Origin of the sequence: Saccharopolyspora aridisoli (genome assembly GCF_004348445.1) — a bacterium.
GTDB lineage: Bacteria > Actinomycetota > Actinomycetes > Mycobacteriales > Pseudonocardiaceae > Saccharopolyspora > Saccharopolyspora aridisoli.
On sequence record NZ_SMKV01000012.1, the window covers coordinates 85,937 to 97,143 of the forward strand.

The 11,207-nt window shown below is 71.2% G+C and carries 12 protein-coding genes; 6 read left to right on the forward strand and 6 right to left on the reverse strand.

The features are described 5' to 3' along the window. Nucleotides 1-55: 55 nt before the first annotated feature. Nucleotides 56-484, forward strand: coding sequence for a hypothetical protein (locus E1161_RS12165; RefSeq protein ID WP_235874969.1), 429 nt, complete (start codon nt 56-58; stop codon nt 482-484). A 57-nt stretch (nt 485-541) separates the two neighbouring features. Next, on the forward strand, nt 542-742 hold the full coding sequence (locus tag E1161_RS12170; RefSeq protein ID WP_132622724.1) for a DUF1918 domain-containing protein: 201 nt from the start codon (nt 542-544) through the stop codon (nt 740-742). A 126-nt stretch (nt 743-868) separates the two neighbouring features. Here the strand turns inward: E1161_RS12170 and E1161_RS12175 are convergent, their stop codons facing one another. After that, nucleotides 869-1,162, reverse strand: coding sequence for a hypothetical protein (locus tag E1161_RS12175; protein ID WP_132622726.1), 294 nt, complete (start codon nt 1,160-1,162; stop codon nt 869-871). Between the two features lie 530 nt (nt 1,163-1,692). On the opposite strand from E1161_RS12175, the gene E1161_RS12180 reads away from it, so the two are divergent. Next, complete coding sequence (locus tag E1161_RS12180; protein WP_235874970.1) at nt 1,693-2,529, forward strand: DUF4253 domain-containing protein; 837 nt, start codon at nt 1,693-1,695, stop codon at nt 2,527-2,529. A gap of 247 nt (nt 2,530-2,776) precedes the next feature. Here the strand turns inward: E1161_RS12180 and E1161_RS12185 are convergent, their stop codons facing one another. From E1161_RS12185 to E1161_RS12195, 3 genes are read right to left on the reverse strand one after another with little or no spacing between them, the layout of a single operon-like run. Next, nucleotides 2,777-3,067 (reverse strand): DUF3017 domain-containing protein, encoded by a 291-nt coding sequence (locus E1161_RS12185; RefSeq protein ID WP_235874971.1) that lies wholly within the window; start codon nt 3,065-3,067, stop codon nt 2,777-2,779. 24 nt (nt 3,068-3,091) lie between these two features. Continuing rightward, the gene (locus E1161_RS12190; protein ID WP_132622728.1) at nt 3,092-3,943 is read right to left on the reverse strand and encodes a bifunctional methylenetetrahydrofolate dehydrogenase/methenyltetrahydrofolate cyclohydrolase; all 852 of its coding nucleotides are present in this window, start codon (nt 3,941-3,943) and stop codon (nt 3,092-3,094) included. Nucleotides 3,944-3,949: 6 nt separating this feature from the next. After that, nucleotides 3,950-5,179: an MFS transporter gene (locus tag E1161_RS12195; RefSeq protein WP_132622730.1), complete on the reverse strand. Its 1,230-nt coding sequence runs from the start codon at nt 5,177-5,179 to the stop codon at nt 3,950-3,952. Nucleotides 5,180-5,507: 328 nt separating this feature from the next. On the opposite strand from E1161_RS12195, the gene E1161_RS12200 reads away from it, so the two are divergent. Then, nucleotides 5,508-8,039, forward strand: a complete 2,532-nt coding sequence (locus tag E1161_RS12200) for a TNT domain-containing protein (RefSeq protein ID WP_132622732.1) — start codon at nt 5,508-5,510, stop codon at nt 8,037-8,039. 87 nt (nt 8,040-8,126) lie between these two features. On the opposite strand, the gene E1161_RS12205 is transcribed toward E1161_RS12200, so the two are convergent. Beyond that, complete coding sequence (locus E1161_RS12205; RefSeq protein WP_132622734.1) at nt 8,127-8,717, reverse strand: pentapeptide repeat-containing protein; 591 nt, start codon at nt 8,715-8,717, stop codon at nt 8,127-8,129. Nucleotides 8,718-8,759: 42 nt separating this feature from the next. Here E1161_RS12205 and E1161_RS12210 point away from each other — a divergent pair, with 42 nt between their 5' ends. After that, complete coding sequence (locus E1161_RS12210) at nt 8,760-9,128, forward strand: VOC family protein (protein WP_132622736.1); 369 nt, start codon at nt 8,760-8,762, stop codon at nt 9,126-9,128. Nucleotides 9,129-9,203: 75 nt separating this feature from the next. On the opposite strand, the gene E1161_RS12215 is transcribed toward E1161_RS12210, so the two are convergent. After that, on the reverse strand, nt 9,204-9,665 hold the full coding sequence (locus E1161_RS12215) for a universal stress protein (protein ID WP_132622738.1): 462 nt from the start codon (nt 9,663-9,665) through the stop codon (nt 9,204-9,206). A gap of 106 nt (nt 9,666-9,771) precedes the next feature. Between E1161_RS12215 and E1161_RS12220 the strand changes: the two genes are divergently transcribed. After that, nucleotides 9,772-11,046, forward strand: a complete 1,275-nt coding sequence (locus E1161_RS12220) for an ArgE/DapE family deacylase (protein WP_235874972.1) — start codon at nt 9,772-9,774, stop codon at nt 11,044-11,046. Nucleotides 11,047-11,207 lie beyond the last annotated feature (161 nt).

The following is an 11,207-nucleotide window of genomic DNA, read 5'->3' on the forward strand; positions in this document are numbered from 1 at the left end:
GATAAGGTTCACCTGCGGTGCCATGTGGGCACTGCTCCTTGTCCCCGGAGGGAAGATGCGAGCTCGAATGCGGATCGCAGCGGCGGTCGTGTCGCTGCCACTGCTGGCCGGCCTCGCCGCGTGCGGCGAGATCCAGGAGGCCCAACAGGGACTGCAACAAGCCAACCAGCAGCTCCAGGGCGCTCAGCAGAACCTGGACACCGCGCAGGCGTGCCTGCAGGCGATCAACGCCGCGAACTTCGTGCCGAACTTCGCCGACCCGCAGAAGGCTCAGGCCGACGCGCAGGCCAAGGTCACCGAGCTCCAGCAGCTCGCCGACCAGACCGCGGACGAAACGCTGAAGCAGAACCTCCTCGACGTGCAGGAGTCGGTCCAGCAGGTGGCCGACGGCAAGATCGACATCGAGGCCAGCGCCGAGTGGACCTCCGCTCAGCTGGAGAAGTACCAGACCGTCACCACGACCTGTTCCCGCCTGGCCGGCTGACGACCATGCGGAGCTTGTCGCACGTCACTTAGCCTGGGGTGGCGGAGGTGATGTGCGATGAGAGCAGTCGTGGGCGACCAGCTTCACGTGCACAGCAAGCACGTCGACGAGGCCGAGAAGTACGGGGAGATCCTGGAGGTGCTCGGACCGGACGGCGAACCGCCGTACAAGGTCCGCTACACCGACGGACACGTCGGCCTGGTGTTCCCGGGTTCCGACTGCGTGGTCGAAGCCCCTTCCCCTCGCCGAGGGGAGTAGCACGGCCGGTCGCGCCAGCGACCGGCCTCACTCCCACGGTTCGGCGAGGACCGAACCCACCTCGGCCCGGAACAGCGGTTCCGGGCCCAAACCCCGTTCCGGCGAACTGACCGGTCACCTCAAGACTCAGCACGCCGTGCAGGCGCGGACCGCCTTGGGCAACGCCGGGACCGGCGGCCGCGGACCGCCGCACCGCTCGCGCCAGGCCACCAACTGCCGGTCCAGCCCGCCGTTCGGCGCCGCCTCCGGCGACAGTTCGGCGAGGGCGTCCAGGATCGGCCGGAACGCGCGGTCGGCGAGGCCGAAGGGTCTCCGCTTGCACCGGCTCGTGCTCACCGGACTCGACGAGGTCACCGGCCGCGCGGAGAGCTCCTGGCGGATCGTGCAACCATGCCGCGCACCGGCGCGTGGGCCGATCACGTGGAGGCTGTGACCGTGACCTGGTCGAGGGCCCGCGGGCATCGACGCGGCCGAAGCGGTGCCACTGGCGACCAACGGAGTCACCGCGCGCCAGCTGCTGCGCGCCGCGAACGTCCGAAGAGGACGAACGGTGCCGGTGCACGGGAACGGCGGCGGAGTCATGGGACGTGCTCGCGCGGCTGGGCGTCGCCGACGGGGTCCGACGCCGACCTGGCCGCCCTCGGAGTTGATCCATCACCGCGCGGAGGACGTCGAGGCACGCGTGAGCGAACTCGCGCCCGGCCGACGCCGTCCTCGACCCGCTCGGGCCGTCGAGCCTGCCGCTCATCGCCGAACGGGTAGCGCTTCAGGACCCCGAGCAGGCGCTGGACCTGCACCTCTCCGGCAAGAAGACAGGCCGCATCGTGCTGCTGCCGGCACCCGGCGTGCGGAGAACCCGAAATGTTAGCCGGTTTGCACCATCCCGGGCTCCCAGGAGACATCACGCGTCCTTAAGGTGGTTGCAACGGGAATCGCGAGGAGGCTGTGAAGTGTTGCAAGACGACCGGGACGCGGGGGCACCGGCCGATCTTCCTGCGGTTTTCGGCATCGGTTCAGGGCTTTCCACGGAGCTGCCACCTGGCGAGATCCTCACCGAGCGGATGTCGATGGCCGCCTACCCGACACCGCTGTGCTGGGTCAGCCTGGACACCCCGAGACCCCAACTGGCCGCTGCGCTGCGGGCCGAGCACCGGCGCAGCGGGCTGTGGCCGCTGCTGCTGTGCGACAGCGACGAGACCTTCGGCGAGCGCTGCACCGTCGGAGTGACCGCCCCCGAGCCGCTGGAGCACATCGACCGCTGGCGCGTCTACGACGTCATGGTCCGGATCTGGGACGGCTTGGTGCAGACCGACGACGAACTCGGCCCCGCCTACGACCTCGAGGTCCTAGCGCCCTTCGACTACACATGCCCGGGCCCCGCCAAGGCCGGAAACCTGTTGGCAGACCCGGACGTGCTGGCCAACCAGCAACTCCCGAAGCTCGTCGACGCCGACACCCGGCTGGCCTTGGTACCGGTCAAGCGCGGCGCCGACGTGCTGACGGTGCTCGGCTGGTCCGGTGCCGCCAACCACGTCTCGCGCACCGCCGGGCTGTCGGCGATGGTGCGCAGCTGGGAGGAGCGCTTCGGCGCCCGCATCCTGCGGCTCGGCCCGGACCGCCTGGACATGAGCGTCGCCGCCCCGCCGCTGACGGCCGAGCACGCCGCCCAGGTCGCCGCCGAGCACTGGACCTTCTGCCCCGACCGGATCCTGCAGGAGACCGGCTCGATCACGGCCTACGCAGGAGAGATCCGCGGCCGCCGCACCTGGTCCTTCTGGTGGGACTGACCAACCCCACCAACGACGATGACCCGGTTCCGGGTCCAGCTCCCCGTTCACCGCAGTCTCAGACCCCGGATGACGGCGGTGTTCAGGGCTCCGACCACTGCGGCATTCAGGGCCACTGGTGTTGCGGGGTTCGAGTTCGTGGGGGTCGCCGTGGTCGTGTTGGGTTTCCGGTCTGGTGTGGACTGCCTGTTGGTGACGTGAGAAGGCAGGCGTCCCTGTTGGGGCGCCTGCCTTGTGAGGGTGCTCGTCAGCCGAACAGGCCTCGGATGGTCATGGCGATGGAGATGATGACCACGCCGAAACCGCTGTAGAGCAGCATGTCCACCGCGCGGGTGCGGATGGCCAGCAGCCCGGCGCGCTCGTCAGGAACCATCGCGCGCAGCCCCGCCGCCACCAGCAGCGCCAAACCGAGCACGACCGTGCCGCGACGCCAGTGCTGCAGGGCCACCAGCAGAAAACCGATCAGCCCGATGCCGCACACCAGGCCGAACGGCACGTGGACGGACAGGCGGTACTTGTCCGGGATCCAGTCGCTCACGTTCCTCCAGTCCCCGCGCCGAACTCAGCCCAGGTTGCGCTCGGCCGCCTCGACGACGTTGGTCAGCAGCATCGCGCGGGTCATCGGGCCGACGCCGCCGGGGTTCGGCGACAGGAAACCGGCGACCTCGGCGACGTCCGGGTGCACGTCGCCGGCCAGCCCGTTCTCGGTGCGCGTGACGCCCACGTCGAGCACGGCCGCGCCCGGCTTGACCATGTCCCCGGTGATCAGGTTCGGCACGCCAGCGGCCGCGACCACCACATCCGCTCGGGAGATCTCGGCAGCCACGTCCTTGGTGCCGGTGTGGCACAGGGTCACCGTGGAGTTCTCGCTGCGGCGGGTCAGCAGCAGGCCGATCGGACGGCCGACCGTGATGCCGCGACCGACGACCGCCACGCGCGCCCCGTTGAGCTCGACGTCATGACGGCGCAGCAGCTCGATGATGCCGCGCGGGGTGCACGGCAGCGGAGCTTCCTCGCCCAGCACCAGCCGGCCGAGGCTGATCGGGTGCAGGCCGTCGGCGTCCTTGGCCGGTGCCATGCGCTCCAGCAGCGGTCCGGCGTCGAGGTGCTTGGGCAGCGGCAGCTGCACGATGTAGCCGGTGCACTCGGGATCGGCGTTGAGTTCGTCGATCACCGCCTCGACGTCAGCCTGGCTGACGTCGGCGGGCAGGTCCTTGCGGATCGACTTGATGCCGACCTTCGCGCAGTCGTTGTGCTTGGCGCGCACGTAGGAGTGCGAACCCGGGTCGTCTCCAACCAGCAACGTTGCCAAGCCCGGGGCCTGACCTCGCTCGACGAGCCGGGCGACGCGGGGTCGCAGCTCCTCGAAGATCGCGTCCTTGGTGGCCTTACCGTCGAGAATCGTCGCGCTCACAGCTGCTCATCGTGGCAGATCGGTCGCGGCTTGACCTCGCCGGTCCGCAGTTCTGTCCACCACTGCTCCCACCGATTCCGCGGCGGGCCGCAGCGGACCAGAGCGGCGCAGGTGCACCAGCACCACGCCGAACGCGGCAACCGCCAGCGCAGCGCAAGTCGCCCCGGCCAGGGCCGGACCCCCGCGGTCCATCATCGAACCCACCAGCGGAGTGGTCATCGCGATACCCAACGTGCCCGCTGTGGTCATCCAGCCGAACGCCTCGCCCCGACGTCCCGGCGGCGCCAGATCGGCCAGCCGCCCGTTGGAGGCCGCCAGCAACGGCGCGATCGCCGCACCGCCGACCGCCAGGATCACCCCGATCACCCACGGCGATCCGCTGGACACCGGCGGCAGCGCCGGGACCAGCGCGCACAGCCCGAGCGCGGCCAGCCCGCAGCGAACCCCCAGCCGGTAGCGCGGGAAGCCGCCCATCACCAGACCACCCACCAACGACCCCAGCGCCCACGCCGTCGCCATGACTCCCGCCAGACCCGGCTCGCCACGCTCGCGGGCCCATCCGACCAGCACCAGGTCCACCGAGACCAGCGCACCGACGGCCAGGCTGAAGAAGCACATCATCGACAGGAAGCCCCGCACCCGCAGCCGGCCGGCCGAACCTCCCCGCGGAGCACCACTTCCCAGCCCGCCACGAACCCCGGCCCGCCACAACGCCGAGGCGAACAGGCCGGGACCGATCAGCGCCCAGGCCGCCAGCACCACCAGCGCCGCCGACGGGTTCCACGCCGCCACGACGAACGTCGCCAACATCGGCGCCACCACGTACAGCAGCTCCTGCAGCGTCGCCTCGACCGCGTAAGCGGCCTCGCGCGCCTCGCCCTGAGCGATCCGCGGCCACATCGAACGCGCCACCTGCCCCAGCGGCGGCGACGCCAGGCCCGTGACGAGCCCGATCAGCAGCATCAGCCACCAGTGCGCCCCGTCCACCCGATGCACGGTCACGATCATCACCGCGAACCCTGCCGCCTGGAAGAACCCGCTCACCACCAGCACTCTCGCGACCGAGGTGCGGTCGGCCGCACGTCCGCGCACCGGTCCGGCGATCGCCTGGCCGATGGTCATGGCGGTGCAGACCGCACCGCCGATCGCGTACGAACCGGTCCAATCGGCGATCAGGAACGTCAGGACCATCACCTGAGCCGGGACGTAGAGGCGCGAGAGCAGGCCGAAGCCCATCAGTGACGGAGCGTGTGGGACAACGGCCAGTAGCCGGTAGGGGCGCAGCACGTGATAACTGTGGCGTTCGGCACGGGCGTACCGCTACTGATTTCCGGGCCCCCTCGCTGATCCAATACACCTGGTGGTGTGATGTTCTTTCGAACTTCCAGCAGGCAAGCTCTGGGACGAGATCACTGGTCTCACCCAGGGTGATCTTGAAAACCGCCACAAGACGATCAACGGCGGCGCGGATGTCACACACAGCGCACAACGCCGGGCCCGCGTCGAGTAGCGTTTCGACGGGGTGGAGTCGGGTTGCCTCGTCGAGAGGGGGAGGATGTCACCCATGTCGCGTCCGACAGCGATCAGTCCGGAAGAGCAGGAGCAGATCGCCCGCAAGATCGGTGTTCTGCTCTTACAAGGCGCTCCTGAGGACTGGCAGGAGATCACGGTGGAGTACCGCGCCACCGGCGAGTACACCGACCTGCTGGGTGAGCTCACCGCGCAGGACGGCAGTTCACGCTCGCTTGAGCCGCCGGTCGAGCTGCGCGAGATCTTCGAGCGCCTCCGGGAGGGCATGTACCGCCCCGACGTGGGCACCTGGTTGAGCGCGCTCTACGTGGTCGAGCGCCCGTCCAGTTACCGGATCGATATCAACTTCGACACCGAGCCGCAGTGGCAGCGCCCGCTGCCCCGCGCGGCCTACGTCGACGAACTCCGCCGCTACCCGCGGTCCGAGGACAACATCCCTGACTGGATGCAGGAACGGGTCGACGGCACCGCATCCCCGCAGCCCGAGGACACCCCCGTGGTGCCGGACACGGTCGAGGGGCTCGAGGACGAGGCCGATTTCTCCCACGCCACCATCGGCTCCGGCCGCTTCCGGATCACCAACGTCTTCGACGACGTCGACGACGAAGGTCGCCCGGTGGTGTCCGAGCGCCGTCCGGTGCCCGCCGACGAGGTCGGCGCGCTGCGGCAGTACCTGGAGAACGCTCCGGTCGTGCTGGCCTCCCGGGAGAACGAAGAGGACCACTTCGACCCCGAGCGCGCCCAGTCCGTCCCGGGCACCTGGCACACCGACGGCACCTGGCTGTGGCCGGGCTCGGTGGCCTACTACCTGGCCCAGTACGGCATGCCGCCGGAATCGGCGCTGGTCGAGCACGTCCGCAGCCGCGGCTTCACCGTCGGCGACGTCGACGACGAGACCCGCGAAGCGGCCATCAGCGAACTCGTGGACCAGCCCGACGACGCGGCCCACGTGTCGGAGCCGAACACCGGAGGTTCTGCTCTCGGTGTGGGCGCCGGTGTGGCCGCCGGAACGGGGGCAGCCGCCGTCGGCGCCGCCTCGATCGGTTCCACCGCTGGTGAGCCCGAGGCCGACGTGATCCCCGAGCCTGCCGACGAGCTCATCGAGGACGACGCACCGTCTTCGTCCGGTTCGCGGCACGTCCTCGACGAGGACGACGACGCGCCCGACGCTCAGGAAGTGCTGGCACAGCTGCACGACCGGTTGTCCGACTTCCGGGTGGACAGCGACGCCTACCGGTTGGGCAGCCGCAGCGCCGACGCCCACTGCCTTGTGCAGGACGGCGACGACTGGGTCGTCACCGGCAACGAGGACGTCCGGTTCGCCCGCGTCGACCACGCCGCCGCGTACCTGCTCGGCAAGCTGCTGATGGAGCAGCCGACCGCCGCAGCCCCGGCTGCTTCGGCTCTGGCCGCTCCGGCCCCGGCCGCTCCCGAAGTCGCCGACCTGCCGCAGCGCGCCGCGCCGGAAACCGAACTCCCGCAGCGCACGCCGCAGGAACCGGCTGACCTCCCGCAGCGCGTCCCGGATCCCGCCAGCGAGCTCCCGCAGCGCACCCCGGAACCGGCCGACTTGCCGCAGCGCGGTCAGCAGGAGCCCGCCGACCTCCCGCAGCGGACCCCGGAACCGGCCTCCGAGCTGCCCAAGCGCACCCCGGAGCCGTCGGCGGATCTGCCGCTGCGCACGCCGCAGGCGTCGGAACTGCCCCCACGCGCCGCTCCCGAGCCGGAGCAGTCAGGCCCGAGCACCGGTGGGAACCCGCTCTTCACCGCGAACCAGGAGGCGCCGCAGGCGTCCCAGGAACCGGCACCGCAGGCCCCGCCGGCACCGCCCGGCGAGGAGCCGACCCGGTTCCAGCCGGTTCCGTCGATGGACCGCCCGCTTCCGCCGCAGGCTCCGCCGTCCCCGCCCGCGGGGAACCCGGTGCAGCCGCAGGCCGGTGGAGCGCCGGGCTCCAACCCGCTGCCCAAGCGCCAGCCGCGCCGGGACAGCAACGCTCCGGTTCCCCCGGCCGCAGGCCCCGCCGCGCAGCAGGGTCCCGTTGGTGGCGCCGAGCGTCGCCCCGGGCCCGGTGGCCCCGGCATGGCCGGTCCACAACGGCAGGGGCCGCCGCCCGGGCCACCGCGTCCGCAGCAGGGACAGCAGCCCCCGCAGGGCCAGCCGCAGGTGGCGCCCAACGGCCAACCGACCAACGGCGGTCAGGCCCAGCAGGGGCAGCAGATCCAGCCGCTCAACGGCGAACCGCCGCTGACGCTGTACCGGGACCGCCGGATCGTCATGCTGCAGCCGGGCACCGAGCTCGACCGCTTCGGTGAGCCCAACGGCAACGTGATGTACACCGTGCGCACGCCGTACACGCACCGCTCGCTGCCGCCGCAGTGGTCCAACCGGACCTACTCGGCCTACCGGGTGCAGCGACCGATCCAGGCGCTGCGGGGAACCGCGGTCGCGTGGTTCGAGCAGCCCGGAGGCGGCACCGCGTTCGTGCTCCCGGCCGCGGTCAGCGATCTCGTCGCCGACGGCACCCTCGCCGAGATGCCGTCGGGCGAACGTCCGCCCATGGAGTGAGACAGGTTGGTAGGAGGGCCCTTCCCCAGCTCGGGGGAGGGCCCTCCTCCGCGTTCCAGGTCCCCGGCCCGCGCGCAGCGAGACCGGTCAGTCCAGGTGCAGGCCGTGGGCCGCTGCGAAGGACAAGGCCAAGGCGGTGTCGACCCGGGCGCCCCGGAGGTTCGCCTGGACCAGGGCGTCGGCGTCGAGGCGGGCGTCCCGGAGGTCGGCGTTGTCGAGGCGCGCGCCGAGCATTCGCGCCCCGGTGAAGTCCGCTTCGCGGAGGTCGCAGCCGCGCAGATCGCACTCGGTGAGGTTGGCCTCCCGGAAGCGGACGCCGTGCAGATCGACGTCGCGCAGGTCGCAGCGGCCCATCGCGACCAGCGTCAGGTCGGTCTCGCGGACCTTCAGCGATCGCAGCCGGCAGTCGACGAAGCTGGACCCGAGCAGGCTGCACCCGTCGAAGCTGCTCTTGCCGAACACCGTGCGCTCGAACTTGCAGGACCGGAACGCGCTGGCGACGTGCGAGGAGGTGTTGAGGTCGGCGCCGGTGAAATCGCAGTCGGTGAACACGCAGTTGCGGGTCTTCACACCGGTCAGGTCGGCGTCGGTGAACACGCATCGCTCGAAGACCCGGCCGGACCACTCCTGATCCGGCAAGATCGCTTCCTGGAAGTCCTCACCGACCGCGCTCGTCATGGCCACACCCTGGCACGAGCGCCCGACGACACCGGAGGTGCCATGCGAATCCACCGAGTTGTTCCCAACATCAAGGCCACCGACATCGCCGCCACGCGTGATCACTACGTGCGAGTGCTGGGTTTCGAGGTGGTGATGGACATGGGCTGGATCGTCACGCTCAGCGCCCCGGAGGACCGGAAGCGCCAGCTCGCCCTGATCACGGAGGACGCCAGCGCTCCAGAGCACCCGGACATCTCCGTCGAGGTCGACGACGTCGACGCCGCCCACGCGGCCGCGGTGGAGCGGGGCGTCGAGATCGTGCACCCGCTGACCGACGAGCCGTGGGGCGTGCGGAGGTTCTTCCACCGCGACCCGAGCGGCACCGTCATCAACACCCTGTCCCACGCGGAGCGGGGAAGTTCCGCCTGAGGCTCCGCGGCCACGAGCTGTTCGTGAACGCGCGGTGCAGCTGCTCCAGGGGGAGGCCGTGCCAGCCCGGTTGCCTCAGGGGACGACGACGACCGGGCGGACCGCTTCCACCACCAGCGTCGCCGGGACCGTGCCGAGCAGTCCGCCTCTCCGGCGCGAACGGCCGACGACGATCAGGTCGGCGCGGTACTGCTCGGCGACCTGCTCCAGGCCCACCGCCGGATCACCTCGGTGGTGCACGAAGTCCCAGTCGATGTCCACCCACTCGAGGTGCGAGACGACCTCCTGCCTGAGCTCCTCCACCAGGGACTCGGCAGCTTCGGTGGCCACCGCGACGCCCATCGGGGACCAGTAGGCGACGCCGCCCACGGCCTCCACGTAGACCAGCACGAGACGCGCGCGCTCCCGCCGGGCGAGACCCGCCGCCCACGCCGCGGCGTGGAAGCTGGCCGGGCTGCCGTCCATGCCGACGACGATGCCGCCCAGACCGTCTTTGCCGATCTCGAATTCACGCTTGGTGCTGTCGCCTTCGGCCACGCCGGAATGGTACTCAGTGCCCGGCGGTCGTGGTCCCTTCGCCGGGCCGAGGCGATTTGTCGACGGGCTTCCCGCAGACCGGGGGTTCCGCGTTAGGTTCTGCTGCGTGACCGCAGTGGAGCCCCGCACCGTAGCCGAGCAGCGCGCCCTGGACGCCGTGGACATCGACGCCATCGTCGACGACCTCCGCGAACTGGTGGCCATCCCCAGCGTCGGGGGCAGCACCGCCGAGCACGACGCCCAGCAGTGGTGCGCGGACCGCCTCTCCGCGCTCGGCCACCGGGTCGACCACTGGCGCATCGACGTCCGCGAAATCGCCGAGCACCCCGACTTCCCCGGTCAGGAGGCTCACCGGGACGAGGCCTACGGCTGCGTCGGGGTCAGCGGCGAGGGCGACCCAGCGCTGGTGCTCTGCGGGCACACCGACGTGGTGCCGCCCGGCGACCTGGACCGCTGGCCGAACCGCGACCCGTACTCGCTGCGCATCTCCGACGGCATCGCCGCCGGTCGCGGCACCTGCGACATGAAGGGCGGCGTGGTCGCCTTCCTCGGTGCCCTGACGGCGCTGCGCACCGCGGGCGTCGAGCTGGCCCGGCCGGTCGCCGTGCACGCGGTCGTCGCCGAGGAGGACGGCGGTCTCGGCGCGTTCGCCACGCTGCAGCGCGGCCACCGCGGTGAGACGTGCGTCATCGCCGAACCGACCCAGAACACCATCGTGGCGGCCAACGGCGGTTCGCTGACGTTCCGGCTGGAGATCCCCGGGCAGAGCACGCACGGTTCCACCCGCTACCGGGGTGTCAACGCACTCGACAAGCTGGCCGAACTGCTGCCGGTGCTGCGCGAGCTGGAGGCCCGGCGCAACGTCGATCTCGACCCGTTGGTGGAGCACCTGGAGATCCCGTACCCGTTGTCGGTCGGCACGGCCCGCGTCGGCGACTGGGCCAGCACCGTCCCGGACCTCGCGGTCGCCGAGGGCCGCTACGGCGTGCGGCTGGGCGAGTCCGTCGAGCAGGCCAAGACCGAGTTCGCCGCCGCCGTCGCCGAAGCCTGCGCGGCCGACCCGTGGCTGGCCGAGCACCCGGTCCGGGTCACCTGGCCGGGCGGCATCTTCGCCAGCGGCCGGTTCCCCGAAGGGCACCCGCTGCTGGACGAGACCCGCGAGGTGATCATCGCCGCCGGCGGTCCCCTCCCGGAGGTCGTGGGTGCCCCCTACGGGTCGGACCTGCGCCAGTACGCCGCCACCGGCATGCCGACGCTGCAGTACGGCCCGGGCGACGTGCGCTACGCGCACGCCGACGACGAGCACGTCAGCATCGCCGACCTGGAGCAGTGCGCCCGCACCTTCGCCCTGCTGGCCATCCGCAGGTGCGGAACTGCCTGAGGCCCAACCCCTTCAGGCAACCGGCGGAGCCGGTTCTTCCTCGGCCCACCTGAGCGAACCTGCACCGCCGCAGGTTCTCAGACTGGGGAGGACAGCCGTAGCGCCGTGCACTGGCCACACGTGGTCCTCGGATCCCGCAACCAGCCGGCGTCTGAGGTCCC

What these genes read in the sequence shown, in the direction of transcription:
- E1161_RS12200 (WP_132622732.1), top strand. Translation starts at nt 5,508, where the DNA reads ATGTCGCGTCCGACAGCGATCAGTCCGGAAGAGCAGGAGCAGATCGCC.
- E1161_RS12170 (WP_132622724.1), top strand. Translation starts at nt 542, where the DNA reads ATGAGAGCAGTCGTGGGCGACCAGCTTCACGTGCACAGCAAGCACGTC.
- E1161_RS12210 (WP_132622736.1), top strand. Translation starts at nt 8,760, where the DNA reads ATGCGAATCCACCGAGTTGTTCCCAACATCAAGGCCACCGACATCGCC.
- E1161_RS12165 (WP_235874969.1), top strand. Translation starts at nt 56, where the DNA reads ATGCGAGCTCGAATGCGGATCGCAGCGGCGGTCGTGTCGCTGCCACTG.
- E1161_RS12205 (WP_132622734.1), bottom strand. Translation starts at nt 8,717, where the DNA reads ATGACGAGCGCGGTCGGTGAGGACTTCCAGGAAGCGATCTTGCCGGAT.
- E1161_RS12195 (WP_132622730.1), bottom strand. Translation starts at nt 5,179, where the DNA reads ATGGGCTTCGGCCTGCTCTCGCGCCTCTACGTCCCGGCTCAGGTGATG.